At 53.9% G+C, this 23,331-nt stretch carries 22 protein-coding genes; all 22 read right to left on the bottom strand.

The window, feature by feature from the left end; translation table 11 throughout:
* Positions 1 to 250: 250 nt before the first annotated feature.
* The 22 genes from ABID47_RS01625 to ABID47_RS01520 all read right to left on the bottom strand — a co-directional run bounded on the left by ABID47_RS01625 (position 251) and on the right by ABID47_RS01520 (position 23,322).
* Complete coding sequence (locus ABID47_RS01625) at positions 251 to 742, bottom strand: DivIVA domain-containing protein (RefSeq protein WP_076169866.1); 492 nt, start codon at positions 740 to 742, stop codon at positions 251 to 253.
* Between the two features lie 148 nt (positions 743 to 890).
* Positions 891 to 1,673, bottom strand: coding sequence for a YlmH family RNA-binding protein (locus tag ABID47_RS01620; protein ID WP_354494698.1), 783 nt, complete (start codon positions 1,671 to 1,673; stop codon positions 891 to 893).
* Positions 1,674 to 1,682: 9 nt separating this feature from the next.
* Positions 1,683 to 1,955 (bottom strand): YggT family protein, encoded by a 273-nt coding sequence (locus ABID47_RS01615; RefSeq protein WP_076169864.1) that lies wholly within the window; start codon positions 1,953 to 1,955, stop codon positions 1,683 to 1,685.
* 7 nt (positions 1,956 to 1,962) lie between these two features.
* Complete coding sequence (locus ABID47_RS01610; protein WP_076169863.1) at positions 1,963 to 2,409, bottom strand: cell division protein SepF; 447 nt, start codon at positions 2,407 to 2,409, stop codon at positions 1,963 to 1,965.
* Positions 2,409 to 3,101, bottom strand: coding sequence for a YggS family pyridoxal phosphate-dependent enzyme (locus ABID47_RS01605; protein WP_354494697.1), 693 nt, complete (start codon positions 3,099 to 3,101; stop codon positions 2,409 to 2,411). The genes ABID47_RS01610 and ABID47_RS01605 overlap by 1 nt, the downstream gene beginning before the upstream one ends.
* Positions 3,098 to 3,964 (bottom strand): peptidoglycan editing factor PgeF, encoded by an 867-nt coding sequence (pgeF, locus tag ABID47_RS01600; protein ID WP_435530594.1) that lies wholly within the window; start codon positions 3,962 to 3,964, stop codon positions 3,098 to 3,100. The genes ABID47_RS01605 and pgeF overlap by 4 nt, the downstream gene beginning before the upstream one ends.
* An 85-nt stretch (positions 3,965 to 4,049) precedes the next feature.
* On the bottom strand, positions 4,050 to 4,367 hold the full coding sequence (locus ABID47_RS01595; RefSeq protein WP_116231581.1) for a YlmC/YmxH family sporulation protein: 318 nt from the start codon (positions 4,365 to 4,367) through the stop codon (positions 4,050 to 4,052).
* 306 nt (positions 4,368 to 4,673) lie between these two features.
* On the bottom strand, positions 4,674 to 5,456 hold the full coding sequence (gene sigG / locus ABID47_RS01590; RefSeq protein ID WP_076169861.1) for an RNA polymerase sporulation sigma factor SigG: 783 nt from the start codon (positions 5,454 to 5,456) through the stop codon (positions 4,674 to 4,676).
* A 77-nt stretch (positions 5,457 to 5,533) separates the two neighbouring features.
* Positions 5,534 to 6,256 carry an RNA polymerase sporulation sigma factor SigE gene (sigE, locus tag ABID47_RS01585; RefSeq protein ID WP_076169860.1) on the bottom strand — a complete coding sequence of 241 codons (723 nt, stop codon included), beginning with the start codon at positions 6,254 to 6,256 and terminating at the stop codon, positions 5,534 to 5,536.
* A gap of 136 nt (positions 6,257 to 6,392) precedes the next feature.
* Positions 6,393 to 7,358, bottom strand: a complete 966-nt coding sequence (gene spoIIGA / locus ABID47_RS01580; protein WP_116229543.1) for a sigma-E processing peptidase SpoIIGA — start codon at positions 7,356 to 7,358, stop codon at positions 6,393 to 6,395.
* Positions 7,359 to 7,834: 476 nt separating this feature from the next.
* The gene (ftsZ, locus tag ABID47_RS01575; protein WP_076169858.1) at positions 7,835 to 8,962 is read right to left on the bottom strand and encodes a cell division protein FtsZ; all 1,128 of its coding nucleotides are present in this window, start codon (positions 8,960 to 8,962) and stop codon (positions 7,835 to 7,837) included.
* 61 nt (positions 8,963 to 9,023) lie between these two features.
* Positions 9,024 to 10,304, bottom strand: coding sequence for a cell division protein FtsA (gene ftsA, locus ABID47_RS01570; RefSeq protein ID WP_076169857.1), 1,281 nt, complete (start codon positions 10,302 to 10,304; stop codon positions 9,024 to 9,026).
* A 195-nt stretch (positions 10,305 to 10,499) separates the two neighbouring features.
* Positions 10,500 to 11,267: a cell division protein FtsQ/DivIB gene (locus ABID47_RS01565; RefSeq protein WP_089548184.1), complete on the bottom strand. Its 768-nt coding sequence runs from the start codon at positions 11,265 to 11,267 to the stop codon at positions 10,500 to 10,502.
* A 61-nt stretch (positions 11,268 to 11,328) separates the two neighbouring features.
* The gene (murA, locus tag ABID47_RS01560; RefSeq protein WP_354494696.1) at positions 11,329 to 12,612 is read right to left on the bottom strand and encodes a UDP-N-acetylglucosamine 1-carboxyvinyltransferase; all 1,284 of its coding nucleotides are present in this window, start codon (positions 12,610 to 12,612) and stop codon (positions 11,329 to 11,331) included.
* A 16-nt stretch (positions 12,613 to 12,628) separates the two neighbouring features.
* Positions 12,629 to 13,534 carry a UDP-N-acetylmuramate dehydrogenase gene (gene murB / locus ABID47_RS01555; RefSeq protein WP_076169854.1) on the bottom strand — a complete coding sequence of 302 codons (906 nt, stop codon included), beginning with the start codon at positions 13,532 to 13,534 and terminating at the stop codon, positions 12,629 to 12,631.
* Positions 13,535 to 13,693: 159 nt separating this feature from the next.
* Positions 13,694 to 14,803: an undecaprenyldiphospho-muramoylpentapeptide beta-N-acetylglucosaminyltransferase gene (murG, locus tag ABID47_RS01550; protein WP_105444531.1), complete on the bottom strand. Its 1,110-nt coding sequence runs from the start codon at positions 14,801 to 14,803 to the stop codon at positions 13,694 to 13,696.
* Between the two features lie 5 nt (positions 14,804 to 14,808).
* Positions 14,809 to 15,906, bottom strand: a complete 1,098-nt coding sequence (spoVE, locus tag ABID47_RS01545) for a stage V sporulation protein E (protein ID WP_116229540.1) — start codon at positions 15,904 to 15,906, stop codon at positions 14,809 to 14,811.
* Between the two features lie 48 nt (positions 15,907 to 15,954).
* The gene (gene murD / locus ABID47_RS01540) at positions 15,955 to 17,376 is read right to left on the bottom strand and encodes a UDP-N-acetylmuramoyl-L-alanine--D-glutamate ligase (RefSeq protein ID WP_354494695.1); all 1,422 of its coding nucleotides are present in this window, start codon (positions 17,374 to 17,376) and stop codon (positions 15,955 to 15,957) included.
* 3 nt (positions 17,377 to 17,379) lie between these two features.
* Positions 17,380 to 18,345, bottom strand: coding sequence for a phospho-N-acetylmuramoyl-pentapeptide-transferase (gene mraY, locus ABID47_RS01535; RefSeq protein WP_076169850.1), 966 nt, complete (start codon positions 18,343 to 18,345; stop codon positions 17,380 to 17,382).
* Positions 18,346 to 18,365: 20 nt separating this feature from the next.
* Positions 18,366 to 19,766, bottom strand: a complete 1,401-nt coding sequence (locus tag ABID47_RS01530) for a UDP-N-acetylmuramoyl-tripeptide--D-alanyl-D-alanine ligase (protein WP_318672623.1) — start codon at positions 19,764 to 19,766, stop codon at positions 18,366 to 18,368.
* Entirely contained in the window at positions 19,766 to 21,253 is a 1,488-nt protein-coding gene (locus ABID47_RS01525) for a UDP-N-acetylmuramoyl-L-alanyl-D-glutamate--2,6-diaminopimelate ligase (protein ID WP_163879522.1), read from the bottom strand. Before ABID47_RS01525 ends, ABID47_RS01530 begins: the two co-directional genes overlap by 1 nt.
* 47 nt (positions 21,254 to 21,300) lie before the next feature.
* Entirely contained in the window at positions 21,301 to 23,322 is a 2,022-nt protein-coding gene (locus ABID47_RS01520; protein ID WP_354494694.1) for a stage V sporulation protein D, read from the bottom strand.
* Between the last annotated feature and the right edge of the window lie 9 nt (positions 23,323 to 23,331).

Genomic DNA, 23,331 nt, shown 5'->3' with positions numbered 1-23,331 from the left:
ACGTTCGGCGGCCCGGTTCGGCTTACGCACGCAAACCTGCGTTTCAGCTTCACTTCTCAGGGAGGATCTTCGGCTTCGGTTTGAACATTGGCTTTCAGCATATGCCAACTCTCTGGGGAACAAATCCCAAGCTTACTTATCCCGTCATCGAATTCATATTTCGTTTCAAGTCTAGCCCAATCACTTACAAAAAAACCGATATGAATATATTTATATTCCTTTTTCCCGCAAAAGTCAACCAAGCAGAAGCCTAGTATACTTCGTTCGCTTCGCGCGTCTCCCGGGTTTCCAGCGCTTCCCATCCATCCTGACTGAGCAGCTCGAGCTGGGCTTCCACCAGCGTCCGGAAACGGGTACGGTAAATCGAGGCTTGCTTCTTCAGCTCTTCGACTTCCATCGCGATCTTGCGGGCCTTGGACAAGGATTCGTTAATGATGCGGTCAGCATTCTTCTCCGATTCCTTGATGATGAGCTGCGCTTCCTTCTTCGCGTTGTTCTTCACCTCATCCGCAGCTTCTTGCGCAACGATGATGGTCTTGGACAGCGTCTCCTCGATGTTCACGAAATGGTCAAGTCTTTCCTGCAATGAGGCCAGCTGACCCTGAAGTTCCTTGTTCTCGCGGATCACGCTCTCATAATCCTTAATGACTTGGTCGAGAAACTCGTTCACTTCATCTTCGTCATAACCCCGGATTCGGCGGGCAAACTCCTTGTTATGTATATCCAGTGGTGTTAATGGCATTGATGCGCACCTCCTAAAATGTTCAGGTTTCCCTGTCGACGAGCGGTCCTGATGGGCCTCACCCAAATGTATCGGTCAAAAGTTACGATATCTTAAATATTCTTGGATAATTCATTTCGACAGCAAATAGACAATTCCTGCTGTAGGTCTACACAAATTTCCCTATTTTTACGCGCTGCCGTCCTTTTTTCGTCATGGCGCCCGCCTCGATCACTTTAAACCGCCCGAACCCCTGCATCGATACGAGGTCCCCTTCTTTCAGCAGATAGGAAGGATCCTCGACGACTTTCCAATTGACGCGGCAGCGGCCGGCACGGATGGGAACGACCACTTTGGTCCGGCTGATGCGGTAGGCATCAGAAGCAATTCCATCTAAACGCAAAGAAGCGACCGTAATATCCTGCAGCTCCAGCTCAACCTGGCTTGTCCGCAGTTGTTCGATCGGCAAAATTTCGCGCAGCACGTGAATCCGGTGCACCTGTGTTAAGTTCATGTCGAGAAACGAACTGATCTCTTCGCAAACCACGGTGTGGCATCCATCCTCAAGGACATGGATATCCCCGATTTTGCTTCGTTTTACGCCGAGTCCCAGAATGGAGCCCATGTAATCGCCATGCTCCAGCGACAAAAATTTCTGATCCCCGGAGTAGATGCTAAGCACCTTGAGTCCCATGTCCTCTTGGCTTAAATCCCGGTAATCGGGAGCCACCAGCGCCCGGCAGCGTTCCGCTCCCTCATATCCGCCGTCCAGGCGCACCTGAACGTCGGGGTGTCGGTTCACCAGCGACTGCAAAATAAAAGCCTGCCGCGGGTCCAAAAAATCGGTAAGCTTGACTTCGTGATATTCCCCGGCGTGAACGACCCATTCCCATGCCCGATCCACAAACTCGCGTTCATCCGGGTGAAAGTGATCATAGATGTCTAATTTCATCTCAGTCACCTAAAACAATAGTGAAAAAATAATGAACCGCAATCCCTGCATAGCGAACTGGAGCACGAACAGAGCGACGATCGGGGAAATATCCAGCATGCCGAAGATTGGCGGGATAATTTTGCGGAAAGGGGACAGGTATGGCTCCACGAGCTTGCCGAGCAGCTCACCGATAAAGCTCTCGCGAATGTTCGGAAGCCATGACATGAGAACATAGATGATGATCATGTAGAAGTAGATGTTAAAGAGCAGCGTTAAAATCGTATCAATGTTTTGGGCCAAACTTGGCTCACCTCATTCTGTTGTAATCATGTTCCTCGGATAATAATTCCGAAATGGCACCCTGAATCTCGACCGTATCCGGTGTGCACAAAAAGATGTTATGGCCGATCTTGGAAATACCGCCGTTCAGGGCATAAACCGTCCCACTGAGAAAATCGATAATGCGGAGCGCCTGATCCGAACGGACCCGCTGCAGATTGACAACCACCGTGCGGTGCGCACGCAGATGGTCGGCAATGGCCTGTGCTTCGTCATACGAATGCGGCTCATGCAAAATGACCTTTACATTTTTCTGGGAGTGAATGCTGACCACATTGTTGGTTCTAGTATTTCTACGTGTCTCAATGCTCGGGGTTTCAACTTCTTCTTCCTCCACCGGCAGCTGCTCCCGTTCTACGACTTCCTCCTGCTCTTGTAATCCCAAAAAAGACATAAACTTGTTCATCACGCTCATCATTCCCCTTCCTGTTTACCTACTAGAATCGAGCCCAAACGGATCCAGGTGGCTCCCTCTTCAATGGCCACTTCGAAATCGTTGGACATTCCCATGGAAAGATCGATTAATGGCTCTCGCGTAATTGCCTGCCGGTTTATGTCGTCTCTTAGCTCCCGCAGCCCGCGAAAAACGGGCCGGGTATCCTCCGCCTCCCCTTCAAAGGGGGCCATGGTCATCAAGCCGGCGACCTTGATATGAGGAAACTGATGAAGTTCTTTCAAAAAAGGGACGGCCTGCTCCGGCTCCAAACCGTATTTGGTATCTTCTCCAGAAATGTTAACCTGAACAAAGGTTTTAATTTCCAGATTCCGGGCTGACGCTACTTTCTCCAGCTCTTTGGCTAACGAAAGCCGGTCCAGCGAATGTATATATTCGAATTTGCCTGCCACGTCTTTGACTTTGTTGGTCTGCAGATGTCCAATAAAATGCCAGGTCCCGCGGGAACCAAGTGCATTCCATTTCTCCTCGGCGTTCTGCCAGCGATTTTCGCCGATATGCGTCAAACCGCTGTCCAGCACCCTTTCTGTCATGGATGCCGACACGTACTTGGTTACAGCGATCACATTGACGTCTTCTCTGGATCTTCCGCTGCGAAGGCAGGCTTCCTCGATGCGCTTGTTGACTTCACTTATCCGTTCTTCCAATGTCAAGGAAGATTCACCCCTTCTCTAAGCCCGATCCAACTCGCCATACGCCCTGTCGTTCCGCCGTCTTTTCTGTAGGAAAAGAACAAATCGTTGCGACAGCTCGTACACCATGATGTACATTCGATATGAGTCGGCAATATTCCTGCTTTCATCATAATCTGTCGATTTAATTCTTTCAAGTTCAGCATGCTTTTGCCGTCGGGTTTGGCAACGTAAAAATCGGCAGGGGAGTACTGTTCATTACCCAGGAAATGACTTGCTAAATCGTGTACATGACCCATCACTTTGTCATCTACCTCGTAACAGCAGGAGCCTATGGACGGACCGATTGCGGCGCGTATCTCCTCTGGCCGGCTGCCATAAGCCTGCCCCATCTTCTCCACCATAGCCGCGGCGATCCGGGCCACAGTCCCTTTCCAGCCGGCATGGGCCAGTCCGACAGCCTGGTGAACGGGATCGTAAAAATATAGCGGTACGCAGTCCGCATAAAACGACGTCAGCAGCACCCCTGGCACGTTCGTCAGAAGTCCGTCCGTATCCTGAAATCCCGATTCTCTGTTCCGGCTGCCGCGTCCGCGGCCTTCGTTCGTTACCACCGCGATGTCCGCCCGGTGAACCTGTTCCCCGCACGTCCAGTCATCCAGCGTAAAGCCCAGCTCTTCCGCAACCTTCAAGCGGTTGGCTACCACCGTCTCGGGCTGGTCTCCCACATGAAAGGCGGTGTTAAGCGTATCGTAAGGCGCGCTTCCCGCGCCGCCATGCCGTCCGGTAAATCCGGCGCTGATGCCGTTCCATTCATGAACCCACGGCTCCAGCATAAATAACGAAGGGCGCGAATCGCCCTCTTTTAACTTGAACGGTTCCAATTTCAATCACCTCAACCTCCAGTGTACCACATGGACCCGGCTTGCATAAAACCAAAATGATTGGTTTGACTAAGCAGACCTTTCCTTACACATCCCGGTAGCCGCGGCGGTCGGCCTGCTCCGTTCTCTCTCTGTAGGAGGCGGCGTCCTTCTCGTCCTGGAGCGTCCGCAGTTCCTCCATCTTGACGAGGACGACATCCGATCCGATTTTGACGATATTGCTCCAAGGAATGATCAGGTCGCTGCCGCCTCCGAACAGCCCCCTGAACTTGCTGTAGCTTGGGACGACGATCGCTTCGATCCGCCCCTGGCGAAGGTCGAGCTCCAGATCGCTGATCTGCCCCAGCCTTTTGCCGTCCACGATGTTGATGACATCCTTCGTTTGAAAATCGGATATTTTCATGTTTCTGTCCACCGCCCAACGTTCTGGATTCACATGTTCCTCTCCTTTAGCAGTCTATTCATCAGACTCGTTCAATATATATGATTAATATATGCCGGCGCCGGGCAAAATGCCCATGTTTTGAAGCGAAATCCTCCGCAATACTCAGCCTCTCCGCGTTGGTTTGAAGGGGCTTTGTGTACGGTTTCTCGAAACTTTAAGTCGACGACCATAGGATTCACCCGAAAGCCGAGCTAGCAGACCATCATCTCACCCATAAAAAAAAGACGGCCCGTAACGCGGACCGCCTTGCTTTACTTCATCTATTCACGATTTCACGTGCTTTTGCATTTGCTGGATGGCCGATTTTTCAAGACGTGATACTTGGGCTTGGGAAATGCCGATTTCGTCGGCGACCTCCATCTGGGTTTTGCCTTCGAAGAAGCGCATGGACAAAATCATTTTTTCCCGCTGTCCCAGTCTCTGCATCGCTTCACGCAGCGCGATCTCCTCGATCCAGGAGACGTCCTTGTTTTTGTCGTCGCTGATCTGGTCCATCACGTAGATCGGGTCGCCGCCGTCATGGTAGATCGGTTCGAACAGCGATACCGGGTCCTGGATGGCATCCAGTGCGAAGACGACGTCCTCTTTGGGGACGTTCAGCACTTCCGAAATTTCGAAAATCGTCGGTTCCCTTGAGTTTTGATTCGTTAAGGAATCACGAACCTGCAGCGCTTTGTACGCAATATCCCGCAGTGATCGGGATACCCGGATCGGGTTGTTGTCCCGCAAATACCTGCGAATTTCCCCGATGATCATCGGCACCGCATAGGTTGAGAATTTCACATTTTGAGACAAATCAAAATTATCAATGGCTTTCATTAGTCCGATACAGCCCACCTGAAACAAATCGTCGACAAACTCCCCCCGATTGTTGAATCGCTGGATGACGCTGAGCACCAGTCTCAGGTTGCCGTTCACCAGCTTTTCTCTGGCTGTACGTTCGTTGTTTTGCTGTAAGTCATGGAACAGCTCCCGCATTTCCACATTGGTCAGGACGGGCAGCTTCGAAGTATCCACACCGCAGATCTCGACTTTGTTTCGGGTCATGATGATATACCTCCCAAGGAGAAACTAATGTACATTATCTCCCTGGAGGGTCATTTTATTCCTGATAAAAATTTTGCCTAGACCATTTTGTTGAACTCCTTGCGCAGCCGCTTGATGATGCGTTTTTCAAGTCGGGAAATGTAGGATTGGGAAATGCCGAGCATATCCGCCACGTCCTTTTGCGTCTTTTCCTCCCCGTCCTGAAGGCCGAAACGCAGCTCCATAATGGTTCTTTCCCGGTCGGTCAGCTTGTCGAGCGCCTTGTGCAAAAGCTTGCGGTCGACCTGCTCCTCAATGTTCCGGTAAATGGTATCATTTTCGGTTCCGAGCACGTCGGAAAGCAGCAGCTCGTTTCCGTCCCAGTCGATATTGAGCGGCTCATCGAAGGATACCTCGCTCCGGATTTTGCTGTTCCGCCGCAGATACATCAAAATTTCGTTTTCGATGCAGCGGGAGGCGTACGTGGCCAGCTTGATTTTTTTCTCCGGGTCAAACGTGTTGACCGCCTTAATCAGACCGATCGCTCCGATGGACACCAGGTCCTCGATGTTGATGCCCGTATTCTCGAACTTGCGCGCGATGTACACGACGAGCCGCAGGTTGCGCTCAATCAACATCGCCCGGATGGCCGCATCTCCGGTGGACAGCCGCTGGAGCAAATATTCTTCCTCTTCGCGTGTCAGGGGAGGAGGGAGAGCCTCGCTGCCGCCTATGTAATAGATTTCTTCGCTTTTGAGTCCTAAGAGAAACAGGAATCTGTAGTACTGCAGCTGCGCTACCAATCTCCATTTCACACGCATAATTGATCCTCCTATAAGTTTTCCGCAGGAAAACTCTCATCGTAAGCATAAGCATTAGTTTTCCATAGGAAAACGATCTTCGTAAGCATAAGCGTTAGTCTTCCGCAGGAAAGCGGTCTTCGACCTTCCCCTGCGATCACAGGTTACCCGCCGTTTCCAATGGCTCGGCTGCTGGACTCTGGGCATCATCCTCAACCAGCTTCGGATGGATAATGGCCTGATACGACCGGTCGCCCGACAGCTGCCCGCCGTCCAGGCCGACCAGCACTTTGCTGGAACGATGGACGCCGTCGCCGATCCGAACCTCAACGGCGTCAGGCTTGATGGCCAGCATGAACGAGGCGCTGCGGTTCACCCCCCGATAGGGAACGAGACGAAGCCGGTCCTGCCACGCAAAATCCATATGTTCCAGCTCCATTACCAGTTTGTCCGGCTCTCCATCGGCCAGCCTTTCGCACCATCCCGAAGGCAGACGGTCCGCCCACAGCGAAGCTTCCATGACCATCACCGGCGTTCTCGTCAGCGGATCGCTCAGCTGATTGCCCGTATCCAGCAGCCCTCTGCAGGTCACCCGGTGACCGCCGATCTCGACGGCGACCTCACCCATAAATACGGAACGACTTTCCACCTGCTTCCGGGTCGAGTGAACCATTTTGAACCACAGCAGCATGCCAAACACCCCGATGAAGGTAAACCAGAACCCGATCTTCAGCTCAAACGACATGCCGCCGGAAGCCGTGAACCAAATCCCGTTAAAAATTTCTCCCGAATTTTGCAGCAAATAATGTATCCCGATAATCCCCCCGGCTACCGCAAAATTGATAATATAAAAGGCCCCCATATTCCGGATATAGTTTTGAAGACTTCCAAAACCGAAGGTTATCCATAACATCAGCAGGGATAAACCCAGCTTGACCAAAAAGGTATACATGAACGAGAGCTGCGGCACAAACATCATGACGACATACAGGGCACCCACCACAGCCGCCACAATCAATCTCCACCACGGGGGCTTCAGCTTCCGCATCCAGGCTGTAAGCCAGAGCAGTGCACCGTCGATCAGCAGATTCGTGATGAATATCAAATCAATATACACAACCAGTGCTTATCACCTGCCTGACGCCTTTCCTGTTTATGGAATGATTGGATCCATAACGCATACACGGTACGCCGATATTCTCTTAAGCATTTTTGGGAGATGTGATTAGTATAAAAACAATACGGTTCAAAGTCTGTCTAAAATTGGAAGGGACTCTTGAACTTTTTTTGTCGAGTTCCGTTCTTTTATAGAGGAAGTTTCGGGGAAAAAGAAGCGTAAGCCGCCGTTGGCAAGGGATTCGACACTCCCATATCTATCATCAAATTGTTATAAGTATTACATCCGGCCTTAATGACATATGATGAACTCTGTAAAGAGGAACGCCTTGAGGCATTGGCACGGATGCCAGAAATGACCGAGCGCACTCACACAGAAGTTTTTCGAGCAACGATGTTTCGTTTCCAACGGATTCCCGATTCCACAAAAAAACACCCGCATCTCCGAAGAAATGCGGGTGTTTGACGGATGGTATGACATCCTTAGTCGTTATTGTTCTGACGGGAACGATTCCGCAGGAACGTTGGAATGTCCAATTGATCGCTGCTTGTCTGGTTCCCGAACGGACGCAGATTGTTCGTGTTGTTGCTGCGCGATTCCGCAGGTTCCGACGGCGCCGGTGTTCCCTGCTTGCGCACCTGAGGCTGCTGCACAGGACGGTTCTCAAACCCGGTCGCGATGACCGTTACTTTGATTTCATCCTTCATGCTCTCTTCAATAATAGCGCCGAAGATCATATTGACCTCCGGATCCGATGCTGAGGTAACGATTTCCGCCGCTTCATTGACTTCATACAGCGACAAATTCGCGCCTCCCGTAATGTTCATGATGACACCGAGTGCGCCTTCGATCGAAGTTTCGAGCAGCGGGCTCATAATCGCTTTACGCGCAGCTTCGGCTGCACGGTTTTCGCCTGTCGCTATGCCGATCCCCATCAAAGCCGAACCGCGTTCGGTCATGATCGTTTTGACGTCGGCGAAGTCAAGGTTGATCAGGCCGGGCACCTTGATCAAGTCCGAAATGCCCTGTACCGCTTGACGCAGCACGTTGTCCGCCTCGCGGAATGCCTCCATCATCGGTGTTTTTTTATCAACGATTTCTAATAGCCGATCATTCGGAATAACGATAAGTGTATCGACTTTTTCCTTTAAGGCTTCGATACCGAGCACAGCCTGGGTGGAACGCTTGCGTCCTTCAAATGTAAACGGCCGTGTTACCACACCGACCGTCAGTGCGCCGCATTCCTTGGCGATTTCCGCGATGACAGGAGCGGCTCCCGTTCCGGTGCCTCCGCCCATCCCCGCAGTAACGAAGACCATGTCTGCACCCTTCAGCGTATTCATAATCAAATCGCGGGATTCTTCGGCTGCTTTCTTGCCGACCTCCGGATTTGCGCCTGCGCCCAATCCGCGGGTCAGTTTGTCCCCGATTTGCAGTTTGTGTTCCGATTTGGCCATATGCAATGCTTGGGCGTCTGTGTTCACCGTAATAAATTCTACGCCTTGCACGCCATTCTCGATCATCCGGTTGACAGCGTTGCTGCCGCCGCCGCCCACACCGATCACTTTAATTTGAGCCAAGCTCTCCATTTCAAAATCAAATTCCAACATATTTCCCCATCTCCCCCTCATTGTGCATGGATGGCCCGTCCACGTTATATGGAAAACCTGCTTAGATGAATTCGCTGAACATTTTCTTCAACCGTTCGATAATACCCGGATTCTGGGCTGACTCCGAGTTGGTAGCAGGATTCGCTTTCGGTCGGTTCACTGTTTTCTTCACATTGCTGGTATTGGCACTCGCCGTGTTGTTGGTGCTGCGCACGCGAATGTTGCGGATCACGTTGTGCAGTACCCCCACACCGCTCGTATAGCCGGGATCTCTGACCCCGATATAATCAGGCACGGCGATTCGGACCGAAGCCGCCAGCTCGCCCTGTGCCACCTGAAGCACACCAGGCATGGAAACAGTTCCGCCTGTAAGAATATAACCTCCAGGCAGCTCGCTGTAACCAAGCCGCTTCACTTCTTCGCGGATCAGGTGGAAAATTTCCTGTACCCGGGGCTCGACGATAGCCGCCAAGTCCTCCTGGGTAAACTCCTTCTCCACGTTGCTTCCGATGCGGACCACCTTGAAGGTGACGTCCGGAGCGGCATCGGCCATTAACGCACAGCCGTATTTCAGTTTCACTTTCTCGGCCTGGTCGGTCAGCGTCCGCAACCCGTAAGCGATATCGTTGGTTACGAATTCCCCGCCGATCGGCAAAGAGGATGTCGCTGCGATCGTTCCCGCTTCAAACACGGCAATCGTCGTTGAGCCCGCACCGATGTCAACCAGAACGGATCCCATCGTCTTCTCATCCTTGGACAAAGCCAGCTGGCCCGCTCCCAAAGACATCAGTACCAAATCCTTGATCTTGAGTCCTGCCTTCTCCACACAGCGCAAAAGATTATGTATGGCTGTCTTAGCGCCGGTAATAATGATGGCCTCCACTTCCAAGCGGACACCGATCATGCCGCGCGGGTCATGAATTCCCTCCAGCCCGTCTACAACATATTGTTTGGCAACTACATCAATAATTTCCCGGTCCGGCGGCAGAGCGACAACTTCAGCGGCCTTAAGCACGCGTTCGATGTCTTCCTCACCGATTTCCCGATCCTCATTCGATACCGCCACAACACCGTGGCTTGATTGAAGTCCGATAGTATTCCCCGAAATGCCGACATAGACCTCCGATATTTGAATACCGACCATACGCTCCGCGTGGTCAACGGCACTGCGGATGGATTGTACAGTCTGGTCAATATCTACGATTGCACCCTTGCGAATTCCTTCCGAGTCGGCAGATCCAACTCCAATAATATTAAAGGTTCCATTATTAACTTCCCCAATAATAGCACGAACTTTGGATGTACCGATGTCCAAACTAACAATGATGTCATTGTTGCTCAACCGTGGCACCTCCTGTTTTTATAAAATAACTGCGTAAAAAGACACTCAACTTTACATATTCAACATACATGATTCTTTCCCTCTTTTTTCTACAAATTTTTCAATTGCCAATCTTTGTTACGAATCTCTTCAAAATCAGAAGAAAAAAGAGGGAGATTTCATACTTGTCCGTAATTTTAATTGTAGCATTTTTTACTATTCATGAGTAGTGGCATTTTGGTCGCCGTTTTCCTCGCCGGAAGGCTCGAAAGGAACGTAGGAATCAGCCTCCAGCATTGTGATGATACCCGGCTCTTCCGTCTCTATGACTTGGTTAAGATACTCGACCTTGTCTTTTAATAGCGAGATGGCCGTAATGACCTCAAACCGCGAGCGGGTGTACAGCTTGATCCGGTCCGGGAAGGACTCCGTCGGCGACGGGATGATCTCCGAGATGTCGGAGGTCAGTTCATTCGGAATTTGCCCCAGGACTTTGCAGAGCGCGGCTTTGTTCGGATCGGAGGCATTCCACTTCGTCAGGATCGGCTTCTCCACCGCGATTCCGGTATTGTTCACCGACACCGTCGCACCGCTGGAAAGGATCGCCTGCAGATCCCCCTCCGCGGCAAGCTCGTACGCAACGGTAGGATACTCCTCGATCGTAACGTTAATGACGCCTGGAAACTGCTTGTCCACCGTCGCCTTTTGGATCGATTTCACCTTGAGCAGGCTGCTCTCCACCTTGGACGGAGATACGCCGAAGAACTGGCTGCCAACCTGCAGACCGCTGGCCTTCAGCAGCTCGTCCCTTGTCGTAAATGTATTGCCTTTGAAATGAACTTCCGTGACCTGGCTCATCGTCGAACGAAAGAACAGAACAGATAGGATGACGATAAATAGCAGCAGCAGGATCCAAATAATACGTTTGCTGGCTTTTCTTTTAGGCTTGTCTTCTTTTAAAACAGGAATTTGGGCGTTAGGCATAGGATACTCTCCATAAAATGCCTCTTATCCCCTTCAACTGGCGAAGGGGATAAGCGTGGCGTTAATTAGCTAAATCAAGCGGTTTGGGTACCGGCGTAAACCGATGTATATCCGCTCCCAGTTTTTGGAACAGCACTTCGATATGATCATAACCGCGGTCGATATGATGAACCTGCTCCACAACCGTTTTGCCCTGTGCAGCCAGACCGGCAATGACCAGCGCCGCGCCGGCCCGCAAGTCCGTGGCTTCAACCGTGGCCCCGTAAAGGCGCTGCACCCCGCGGATAAAAGCGCTGTTCAGGTCGATTGTAATATCCGCGCCCATACGGGTCAGCTCGTCGACATGCTTGAACCGGCCTTCAAATACCGTCTCCTTCATGACGCTGAAACCGTCGGCTAATGACAGCAGCACCATGACCTGGGACTGCAGGTCGGTGGGAAACGACGGATACGGTGATGTTACGATCCGTTCCACCGCTTTGGGGCGGCTCATGCAGCTTACGCTCATTATATCATTGAGAATACTGATTTGAACACCAGCGCGCTTCAGCACGTGGATAAGCGAAGACAAGTGAGCGGGATTGCAGTTCGTCAAAGTGACGTTCCCCCGCGTCGCCGCCGCGGCAATCATGACGGTGCCGGCTACGATCCGGTCAGGAATAATTTCATAAGTGCACGGGGTCAGCTCCTGAACCCCTTGGATCGTGATCGTATCGGTACCCGCGCCGATAATGCTGGCTCCCATCCTGTTCAAGAAATTGGCCAAGTCCTGGATTTCCGGTTCGCGCGCGGCGTTCGAAATCGTCGTCGTTCCGCTGGCGGTGGCCGCAGCCATCATAATGTTTTCGGTAGCCCCTACGCTGGGAAAATCCAAATGGATGTCGGCACCGGTTAATTTGCGCGCCCTGCAAATAATTTGCTGATCTCTCTCTTCAATTTCCGCACCAAGCTCCTGAAGCCCCCGCAGATGAAGGTCGATTTTCCGTTCGCCAATCGCACATCCGCCCGGCTGATAAACGGCAACCTCGCCGAACCTGGCCAGAAGGGGACCCATCAGAAATATGGAGGAACGCATTTGCCCCATTAAGTCTTCCGGCACATGAAACGAATTGGCAGACGATGTATCCACGGTGACCGTCTCCTGCTCATGCAGCGTCTTGCAGCCGATCCTTTCGAGAATGCCCAGCATCACATCAATGTCCAGCAGCCGGGGGACATTATTCAGCCGAACTTCGCCTGCGGCCAGCAAGCTTGCTGCCAAAATCGGCAATGCGGCATTTTTTGCTCCATGGATACGTATGGTTCCTGATAGGGCTTTGCCACCCTCAATCACCAATTTGTCCAATGTATCACCTCCGAGTTTACCGCTCACCAACCGCATACACTTCCGGCATCAGTTCAATGCCGTATTCAGTTTGAATCGTCTCCTGAATGTGATGCATTAATGTGAGCACGTCCTCTGCTGTCGCTTGACCGGTGTTTACAATGAAATTGGCGTGCTGCATGGACACTTCTGCCCCTCCGATCCGTTTGCCCTTCAAACCGGCATGCTCCACCAGCCTGGCGGCATGATCGCCTGGAGGATTGCGGAACACGCTCCCCGCGCAGGCCATCTGCAGCGGTTGGGTGCAGCGCCGGTATTCTTTGAAGCGGGCCATCGCTTCCGCAATTTGCTTTCGGTCTCCAGGCCGCAGCTCAAACACGGCTCTTGCCACGATCCCTTTGCGCTCATGAAGGATGGAGTGACGATAGGCAAAGGCCATCTCTTCTGCAGTGTAAGTCACCAATTCTCCTGTATCCAGTACAATCTCAGCGGACTTGAATATGCGTGACACATCAGACCCGTGGGCTCCGGCGTTCATATACACGGCACCGCCTGCGCTTCCGGGTATCCCTCCCGCAAACTCGAGGCCTGTTAAACCTTCTTTTCCGGCCAGGACACTAAGCTTTACGAGGGAGAAGCCTCCTCCGGCGGTAACCCGGTTTCCCTGAAAATGGGCATGATCGAGCTCCCCGCCCAGTTTAATCACGACGCCGCGAAAGCCTTTGTCGGCAACGAGCAGGTTGGAGCCGCGGCCGATCTGCAGCCAGGGGATTTGATTCGCATGCAGCAGGGAAATCAGGCTTACCAGCTGCTCCACGCTGCCCGGGATGACAAGCGCGTCGGCAGGACCGCCGATTTTCCAGGTGGTATAGCTCTCCAGAGGTTCATTCCAGCGAATCGTTCCGACATGGGCTTCGGACAGTAGGGACTTCCACTGCTGCATCGCAAAGCATCCTCCTTTATCGTTAAGCGGGAAAGAAGCGGTATGGACCGGTATACTGCGGCCGATCGTAGAACCGTGCCGGTATTCCATGGGTGATTGTCACGATTATAGAGTATCTTATGTAGTACATACCGCGTGTGTGACAATCGCCCACGGCTTTCAGCGGCCCCGCGACAGGCGGCGCATTTCTTCAACGATCACCTTGGCCGAATCCGGTTTGCCCAAGCTCCGGGAGCTTGCGGACATTTCCTGCTGCAGATTGTAATTCATCATGATATCTTCAATGGACTCATAGAGCCGCTTGCCCGTCAGTTCTTTCTCCAGGATGACTTTGGCCGCGCCGGCCTTCTCCAGCTGTCTTGCGTTGGCCACCTGATGGTTGTTGGTCACATTCGGGGAAGGAATGAGAACGGATGGAATCCCGAGCGATGTGATCTCCGCCAGGAACGAAGCCCCCGCACGGTTGACGATCAGAGATGTCGCCGCAAGCACTTCCGGCATGTTATGAATATACGGCAAAACGTGAAGATGATTAGGAAGGCTTCCAAGCCGGCTCCTGATATCCTCACGCGTTTGGTCAAAATAAGTTTCTCCGGTCACATAAACGAAATGGATATGCTTCAGCTTCTCAAGCCGCGGCGCCATTTCGATCATGGCGTCGTTAATTGCCTTGGCTCCTCTGCTGCCGCCCACAATCAGAACGACGGAGCTGTTCATCGGGATGCCCAGTGTGGCAAAACCTCTTTCCCGGTTCGCCGTCTGAACCGTCGTCGCCCGCGGATTCCCGGTGTAAATCACCCGTTTGGCTTTGGGAAAGGCGCCTTCGGAACCTTCAAAGCTTACGGCCACCGTGCTGACGTACCGGCTCAGAAACTGATTCGTCAGCCCGGGGATGGCGTTCTGTTCATGAATGATGCTCGGAATGCCGAGCTTCGCAGCCGCGTACACCACGGGACCGCAGACATAGCCGCCGGTGCCGATGACAACGTCCGGCTTAAATTCCTTCAGCAGCTTCTTGGATGTTTGGACTCCCTTTAGAAAACGCATAACCGTTTTCACATTGTCCATCGATAGTTTACGGCGAAACCCCGTAATGTCGATGGCTTCGAAAGGGAGATTTTCTTGGGGGACGAGCTTGCTCTCCAGCCCCCGGGTACCGCCAATATATAAAAATTCGGAATCAGGATCTTCCGCCTCACATTGTCTCGCGACAGCAACGGCCGGGTAGATATGTCCTCCCGTGCCGCCGCCGGATAATACGACGCGCAATGTATTCACCTCGCATAACGTGATAGATTAAGTAAAATGCCGAGCGCGGTCAGCATCAGAGTTAACGATGAGCCTCCGTAACTGATTAGCGGGAGCGTAATTCCGGTGACCGGCATCATGCCGATGACCACGCCGATGTTAATGACGACCTGAACGGCAACCATGCCGATAATGCCGACGGCCAGCAGGCTTCCGAACCGGTCGGGGATCGTCATGGCCACACGCATCCCCCGCCATACGAGCACGAGGAACAGCAGCAGCACGATCAGACCGCCGATAAATCCGAGCTCCTCCGCCAGAATGGAGAAAATAAAGTCGGTCTGGGGCTCCGGCACGTAGCTGTATTTCTGCCGGCTCATTCCGAGTCCGAGCCCCCCGAGTCCGCCGGGGCCGATCGCATACAGCGACTGGATGATCTGGTAACCAGCTCCGAGCGGATCCGACCATGGGTCAAGAAAAGCGGTAATACGCTTCAGCCGATAGGGCGCGGCAATGATCAGGCCAGCAAAGCCAGCTACCCCGCCAAGCCCGAGAAAGCCCAGATGGCTCAGCTTGGCCCCTGCCGTAAAAACGATCATCATCGACGCGCCCAGCATCACCGTACCGGTTCCCAAATCCGGCTGCATCATGATCAGCCCGAAGGCCAGTCCAATCAGACCGAGAGGCGGGAGCAGGCCTTTGCCAAACGCCGTAATGTTGAAGTTCTCGCTGCTCAGCCACTTGGACAGGAACAGAATCATCCCGAGCTTCATAAATTCGGAGGGCTGAATGCCGAAGGAGCTGATCCCGAGCCAGCTCCGTGCACCCCCGCGCACAACGCCGATGCCTGGAATCAGGACGATGATGAGCAGCCCGAAGCAGATGATCAGTCCCGCCTTGGCGTATTTTTTCCATACATGGTAGTCCAAATTTGCGGTAAAAAACATCGCGACCAGTCCGAGTCCGGCAAACAGCATCTGTCGCTTGACGAAATAGAATGAGTCGCCGTAATCGTGAAAGCCCAGTACGGAGCCTGCACTGTATACCATGATCATGCCGATCGTCAGCAGGCCCAAAATACAAAGAAGGAGCCACAGATCCGGCGCCGGTCGTGTCTTGTTCATGAGGAGGCCACCTTTTGCCAGGAAGTAGGGGCTTATCCACCCCCCTACTTAAAGATTATGCACCGCCTCTTTAAAAATGCGTCCGCGCTCCTCATATGAGGTAAACATGTCCCAGCTCGCGCAGGCCGGCGAGAGCAAAACGACATCCCCGGCTTCGGCGAGAGCTGCGGCCTCTTGTACCGCGGAACGCAGCACAGCGGCGGCGTCCTCACCAGTATCGGCCTTGCGGATATGCTTTAATCCGGCCATTTCGGCAACTTTCGCGATTTTATCCGCCGTTTCGCCGAGCACCACGACCGCCTTGACGTGCTCGCTCAGCAGCGGCATCAGCTCCATGTAATCCGAGCCGCGGTCCAGACCGCCGGCAATCAGCACGACCGGCTGATGGAACGAGGCGAGCGCCATGCCTGTCGCTTTGGCGTTCGTCGCTTTGGAATTGTTGTAATAGGCAGCGCCGCCGACGTCTCTGACATACTCCAACCGGTGCTCCACCCCGTGGAACGAAGCCAGAGGTTCGGCCAACCGTTCTGGTGCGGCGCCGGCTGCGATCGCGATCGCGCAGGCCGCTGCGGCGTTTGCGACGTTAAACCGGCCGGGAATACCGATTTCCTTCACGGGGATGATTACCTGGGACCGCCCGTCCGAATCGCGGTATACGATGCTGCGCTCTAGGTCGTCTTCCGTGTCCGGAATATAAGGCGGGCTCACATACACGCCGACTTGCAGTTCTTCCGTCACCGAGAACGGAAGCAGCTTGGCCTTTATATAAGGCACCAGGCTGCGGCAGTAAGAATCATCCCAATTGAGGACCGCGGTATCATCCTCTGTCTGGTTGGCGAACATTTTCGCTTTGGAAGAAGCATAGTCTTCCATGCTGCCATGATAATCAAGATGGGTTTCCGTCAGGTTCAGCAGGCAGCCGATACGCGGACGGAAATCCGTCGTTCCTTTCAGCTGGAAGCTGCTGAGCTCGGTCACCATCCAGTTGCCCGCATCGGCATGCTGCGCCGCTTCGCACAGCGGCGTGCCGATGTTGCCGGCGACGATCGGACGCATACCAGCCGCTTCCAGCATGTTGCCCACCCACGTCGTGGTGGTCGTTTTGCCATTGGAGCCGGTGATCCCGATAATCGGCGCCTCGCAGATATGATAGGCGACCTCCACCTCGGTCACCACTTCGATCCCGAGCTTCAGCGCTTCCTGAACCGGCGGAGCTGTGTACGGAATCCCCGGATTTTTGACGAGCAGAGAAATACCGGGATGAACCAGCCCCTCGGGATGACCACCGCAAATGACGGTGATTCCCAAGGGCTCCAGTTCCCCGGCTTCGGGACATTGATCCTTTTCCTTTCGATCATTCACAGTAACAATCGCTCCGGCCTGGTGCAGTACTTTAGCGACCTGCACGCCGCTTCGGGCAAGCCCGAGCACTACGATCTCTTTACCCCTGTACGAATCTGGATGCTTCATCTTCTACAACCCCTTGTTCAAGTAAAGTCCAAGTCCCGCGAGCACGATGCCTACCGCCCAGAAGGTCATGACGACCCGCCATTCGGACCATCCGGTCAGCTCGAAGTGATGGTGAATCGGACTCATTTTAAAGATGCGTTTGCCCCGGGTCTTGAATGATGCGACCTGAAGAACGACGGACAGCATTTCGATGACGAACACGCCGCCGATCACGATAAACAGCAGCTCGGTTTTGGTGACGATGGCGATGCCGCCGATGGCTCCGCCAATGCCGAGCGAACCCGTATCCCCCATGAATACTTTAGCCGGGTGGGCGTTAAATACAAGAAACCCGAGCACCGCCCCGATCATGGCAGCGGCACAAACAGCGGCCGACAGCGAGGTCGCCTGCATGGCGACGATGGCGAATGCGGCAAAAGCGATGGCGCTCACGCCGGACAGCAGTCCGTCGACCCCGTCCGTGAAATTGACCGCGTTGGTCACAGCCATCATCATAATGACGATGAACGGATAATAGAACCATCCGCCCCAGTCAAACGACCACGACGTTCCCGGTACGCTGATCGCCGTGCTGTGGCCGTTCTTGATGAGCAGGTAACACATGATCGCGGCGAAGAGCAGCTGCAGGATAAGCTTCTGCTTCGCCGTCAGTCCGAGAGAACGCTTGAACACGATTTTAATATAATCATCAAGAAATCCGATCAGGCCGAAGCCAAGCGTGGCTACGAGCAGTACGTAAAAATCCGTATTAATGACGGAAAATTTCAGAAAAGCAAGCGTAAAAGCCAAAATAATGACGATTCCGCCCATTGTCGGCGTTCCCGCCTTCTTCAAATGGGTCTGCGGCCCGTCATCGCGGACCTGCTGGCCGAACTTCATACGCCTCAGCAGCGGAATAAGCAGCGGAGCGGCAATCACCGCGAGAATAAAAGATACACCGATCGTTAACAGCAATAGTTGATAGTCCATGGATTCACCCCCTCTGTGCGCTATTTCTGCAAGTTTTCCTTAACTAGAGCATCCACAATTTCTTCGAGCTTCATACCCCGCGACGCCTTGACGAGCACCACATCTTTGGCATGAACGCGCTTGATGAGATGGGGGATCAGCTCAGCTTTATCCGTAAAAGAAAATACGCTCAGGTCCGGACGAATCTTCCGGGCCGCTTCAGCGGTCTCCTCCGACAACGGTCCGTACGTGTACAGCACATCCACCCGGTCCGCCGCGGCGTACTGCCCGATCTCGGCATGGAACTCCTTCTCCTGCGGCCCAAGCTCCAGCATGTCCCCCAGCACGGCCACCTTGTGATGATAGCCTTTGAGACTATGAAGCGCGTCGATCGCGGCCTTCATGGAGGTCGGACTCGCATTGTAGGCGTCGTTCAGAATGGTCAGCCCGCTCGGCGCCACGATTTGCTCGATCCGCATCCCGGTCAAATGCAGTCCGGTCAGTCCCGTGCGGATGTTCTCCTCGGTAATGCCGAAATGGCGGGCCACCGCGAGAGCTGCAAGGCAGTTAATGACGTTATGCTGGCCAAGCAGCGGCAGATCCAGCCCTTCCTCCGGATGCAGCAGTGACGTAAAAATAATCCCCTTGCTGTGGAACATCATCCCTGTGGGGTAATCGTCGTTGCTCTGATCCAACCCGAACGTAAAGGTCCGGAGCCCTTCGGGTTTCACCGTTTCGGCCTCGCCGAGCACCGTAGGAATCAGCGGCTCGTCGCCATGATAGATCAGCAGGCCGCCGGGCTTCATGCCGCTAATAATTTCAACCTTCGCCCGGGCGATTTCATGTCTTGAACCGAGCTGAAGCAGATGTGCTTCCCCGATATTCGTAATGACCGCCACATCAGGACGGGCGATTTGGGAGAGACGCTCGATCTCATGCCGGCCGCTCATTCCCATCTCCAATACGGCGATTTCCGTATCCGCCGGCATCTCTAAAATGGTTAAGGGCAGTCCAATATGATTATTGAAATTGCCCCCGGTTTTATGAACTTTATAGGTCGTAGACAGAAGGGTATACACCATATCCTTCGTCGTCGTTTTGCCGTTGCTGCCCGTAATGCCGACTACGCGGCAGCCTACTTCCGCCAAATAGGCCTCAGCCAGGGTCTGCAGCGCCGCAAGCGTGTCATCGACAAGAATGACAGCTCCCGCCGGCGCCTCGCCTCGGTCGCGCTGCCACAGCGTCGCGCCCGCTCCGTCCTTCAGTACGGATTCGGCATAAGCGTGTCCGTCAAAACGTTCCCCGACGAGCGGGACGAACAGGCTTCCTTGCTTTATTTGTCGGGAGTCCGTAAACACGCCTTGAATCGGCAGCTCCCGGTGTTGTTCCTGCGAGAGTGTTCCTCCGCACATGGCGGCCATTTGGCCTAAAGTCGTCGTAATCACTTATCCAATCCCCTTATCGCTTCCTTGGCAACTTCACGGTCGTCGAAGTCATAATTCGTCGTACCAATGGTTTGATAGGTCTCATGACCTTTCCCCGCAATCAATACTACATCCTGAGGGCTTGCCATTTCAATAGCCTTTTGTATAGCCGTCCGCCGGTCCACGATCATCTCGTAGCGCTCCTGCGGAACGCTGTCATCCTTCAGACCCTGCTCGATGTCCTTCAGAATCAGCTCCGGATCTTCCGTTCTCGGGTTGTCGGATGTGACAAAAATGAAGTCGCTGTACTTGGCCGCGATTTTGCCCATGATTGGACGTTTGGTCCGGTCCCGGTCTCCGCCGCAGCCAAACACGGTGATGACCCGGCCTTCGGCGAATTCGTTGACCGTCTTCAGCACGTTCTCCAGACCGTCAGGCGTATGCGCGTAATCGACGATAACGGCAAAAGGCTGTCCGGCATCCACCGATTCGACCCGTCCGTCCACGCCCGGTACCGATTCAAGGCTGCGCTTGATATTGTCCAGTTCAATGCCTTCGAGCAAGCCGGCGGTAATGGCGGCCAGCGCATTGTAGACGTTGAACTTGCCGACCATTCTCAGCTGGATATCGGCGCTGCCCCGGAAGGTGTCCACATGGAAGGAAGTTCCCTGCGCCGTCACCTTGACGCCGGTTGCCCGGACGTCCGCGCTGTTCTCAACACCGTATGTAATGACTTCGGCTGCCGTAATTTTCGCAAAGTAGGAGGATGCTTCATCATCCGCATTCAGCACGGCAAACTTGCGCTGCTCCGGCTGATGGGCGAATTTGTTGCCCAGGCGGGCGAAAAACAAGCCTTTGGCCGCGCGGTATTCCTCCATCGTTTTATGATAATCGAGGTGATCCTGCGTCAGGTTGGTGAAAATGGCGGTACGGAAGTCGGTGCCCTTCACCCGTCCCTGCTCCAGCGCATGGGAGGATACTTCCATCACGCAGCACTCCACGCCGTTCGCCGTCATGTCATCCAGGGAACGCTGAAGCTCCAGCGCTTCCGGCGTTGTGCCGGACATCGGGAAGGTCCGTCCGCCGTAGCGCATCTGGATCGTGCCGATCAGGCCGGTGTTGACCCCTTGGTCGCTCATCATTTTTTCGATGAGATAGGTTGTGGTCGTCTTGCCGTTTGTTCCTGTTACGCCAATCATCTTCATGTGGGAGCTCGGCGACCCGAAAAACGCATCGGCCAGAACGGCCATGGCAAACCGGCAGTCCTTGACCACGATCTGCGGGAGGTCGATGTCCAACTTCCGCTCGACAACGAGCGCCACCGCCCCTTGTTCCGCAGCCTGGCCGGCATAGTCATGACCGTCGACCGTGTGGCCCGGGAGGCAGATAAACAGGTCTCCCGGCGCCACTTTACGCGAATCCACCTGGATGTTCGTAATCGTAATGTCGCCGTCTCCGATAATTTGTGCCGTCGTTAATGCTGATGCCAGTTCATTTAGTTTCATCTCTTGATCCCTCACTCTAGTTCTATTAGTCTCGAATATCGCCGCAATCAATTATGGGTTGAGGCATCATTCTGCTGTGTGCCGGTACCATCCTGAGGCGCTTCCGGATCATCCTGCGCTTCGTCAGCATCGCTATGATCCTTCACGTCCGCGTCCGTTCCCATATAAATCCGGATCGTCGAGCCCCGCTCCACTCGGCTGCCCGGTTTGGGCGCCTGGCTGATGACCGTGTTCCCGGTACCGGACTTAGCCAGCGTAAAATTCATGTTCAGATCCTCATATAAATCTTCAACCGTCGCCCCCACCAGGTCAGGAACGGTGTCGATCGGCGTATCTCCGTATTTATAAGTTTTCGGCAGCTGATCCTTGCGCTCCGGCACCTTCAGCACATGCAGCGAATCCTCGAGAATGTGCTGGACGATCGGCGCCGCCACGACGCCGCCGAATTGAATGCCGGCCGGATTATCCACCGCGGTGTAAACAACGATTTGCGGGTCGTCCGCCGGTGCAAAGCCGATGAATGAAACGATATGCTCCGTAGAGGAGTAGCGGCCGTTGACGACGATCTGGGCGGTACCCGTCTTGCCGCCGACACGGTATCCGTCGATGAAAGCGGGTCTGCCCGTCCCTTTGGCAACTACGCTCTCCAGCGCTTCGCGCACCTGCTTGGACGTATCCTCCGATATAACTTGTCTGACCAGCGTCGGCTTCGTTTCGCTCACCGTTTCACCGGTCTCCGGATTAATCCAGGCTTTGGCAACGTAAGGCTTATACAGCTTGCCCCCGTTGACGGCGGCCGACACGGCGGCCACCTGCTGGATCGGCGTCACGGACACCCCTTGTCCGAAAGCCGTCGTGGCCAGCTCGACCGGGCCCACCTGAGACGGCTTGAACAGGATGCCGTTCTCTTCTCCATTCAGATCGATGCCCGTTTTGGAGCCGAATCCGAAATTGCGGATATAGTTAAACAGCGAATCTTTGCCCAGCCGCTGGCCCAGAACGACAAAACCCGGGTTACAAGAGTTTTCCACGACCTGCAGGAACGTTTCGCTGCCGTGGCCGCCCCGCTTCCAGCATCTCAGGCTGGCTCCCCCGACCTTGATATATCCCGGATCGAAAAACTGCTCATTCTTGAGGTCCACCTTCTTCTCCTGAAGGGCGGCCGCCAGCGTAATGATCTTGAAGGTCGAACCGGGCTCGTACGTCATCCAGATCGGCAGGTTCCGGTTATACACTTCGGATGGATATTCCTGATAATTCGCCGGCTCAAATCCCGGACGGCTGGCCATCCCCAGAATCTCTCCGGTTTTCGGGTTCATGGCGATCGACCAGGCGCCGCGGGCCTGGTACTGAACCATCGCCTGGTCCAGCTCCCTCTCCATAATCGACTGAATCGATTTGTCGATCGTCAGCTGGAGGTTAAGGCCGTCTCTGGGCTCCTCGTATTTCTCGGAAGATCCCGGCATGAGCCTGCCCCCCGCATCGGATAAATAGGAGACGCTGCCGTTAATCCCCTGCAGCTTGGTATCATATCTCTGCTCGATCCCGGTCAAGCCCTGGTTGTCGATGCCCGTAAAGCCCAGAATGTGCCCGGCAAGGTCGCCGTAGGGGTAAAACCGCTTATTGTCCTCAGCAACGACGATACCCGGCAGCTCTAAATCACGAATTTTCTGAGCAAGCTCCATCGTAATTTTGCGTCCACCGGGTTGCAGTCGTTCAATCCTTGATTTCTTCGTAATAGACTTCATAATCTTGTCTTCGCTCATACCCAGCAGAGGAGCCAGCGTCTTCGCCGTCTTCTCGGGCTCCTTGATCTGGACAGGGATCGCCATGATCGTCGGCGTGCTTATATTATAAGCCAAGGGCGTCCCATTGCGGTCCTGAATCTCGCCCCGCTTGGCCGTTGACGGAATTTCCCGGCGCCAGTTCTCCTCGGCCTTGGCGGATAATTCGCTGCTCTTTCCAAGCTGCACATAGGCTAGCCTCACGATCAGAGCGGCAAACAACAGGCAGAGGATCAGCAAGCTCCACAGCAGCCTCCGCCTCATGGTGACGTTTGAAACCTTCATTTGTTATCC

It is taken from the genome of Paenibacillus favisporus (genome assembly GCF_040545415.1).
In the GTDB taxonomy this organism is placed as follows: Bacteria; Bacillota; Bacilli; order Paenibacillales; family Paenibacillaceae; genus Paenibacillus_AQ; species Paenibacillus_AQ favisporus.
Note: the sequence above shows the minus strand (reverse complement) of the source record. Positions and strands in the feature narration are given on the sequence as shown.

Coding starts and splice junctions, on each gene's coding strand:
- ABID47_RS01625 (WP_076169866.1), bottom strand. CDS start 742: ATGCCATTAACACCACTGGATATACATAACAAGGAGTTTGCCCGCCGA.
- ABID47_RS01595 (WP_116231581.1), bottom strand. CDS start 4,367: ATGAAAATATCCGATTTTCAAACGAAGGATGTCATCAACATCGTGGAC.
- ABID47_RS01525 (WP_163879522.1), bottom strand. CDS start 21,253: ATGAAACTAAATGAACTGGCATCAGCATTAACGACGGCACAAATTATC.
- spoVE (WP_116229540.1), bottom strand. CDS start 15,906: ATGAACAAGACACGACCGGCGCCGGATCTGTGGCTCCTTCTTTGTATT.
- ABID47_RS01610 (WP_076169863.1), bottom strand. CDS start 2,409: ATGAGCGTGATGAACAAGTTTATGTCTTTTTTGGGATTACAAGAGCAG.
- ABID47_RS01565 (WP_089548184.1), bottom strand. CDS start 11,267: ATGCCTAACGCCCAAATTCCTGTTTTAAAAGAAGACAAGCCTAAAAGA.
- ABID47_RS01520 (WP_354494694.1), bottom strand. CDS start 23,322: ATGAAGGTTTCAAACGTCACCATGAGGCGGAGGCTGCTGTGGAGCTTG.
- murD (WP_354494695.1), bottom strand. CDS start 17,376: ATGAAGCATCCAGATTCGTACAGGGGTAAAGAGATCGTAGTGCTCGGG.
- sigG (WP_076169861.1), bottom strand. CDS start 5,456: ATGACCCGAAACAAAGTCGAGATCTGCGGTGTGGATACTTCGAAGCTG.
- ABID47_RS01620 (WP_354494698.1), bottom strand. CDS start 1,673: ATGAAATTAGACATCTATGATCACTTTCACCCGGATGAACGCGAGTTT.
- murB (WP_076169854.1), bottom strand. CDS start 13,534: ATGCAGCAGTGGAAGTCCCTACTGTCCGAAGCCCATGTCGGAACGATT.
- mraY (WP_076169850.1), bottom strand. CDS start 18,345: ATGGACTATCAACTATTGCTGTTAACGATCGGTGTATCTTTTATTCTC.
- ftsZ (WP_076169858.1), bottom strand. CDS start 8,962: ATGTTGGAATTTGATTTTGAAATGGAGAGCTTGGCTCAAATTAAAGTG.
- sigE (WP_076169860.1), bottom strand. CDS start 6,256: ATGCGTGTGAAATGGAGATTGGTAGCGCAGCTGCAGTACTACAGATTC.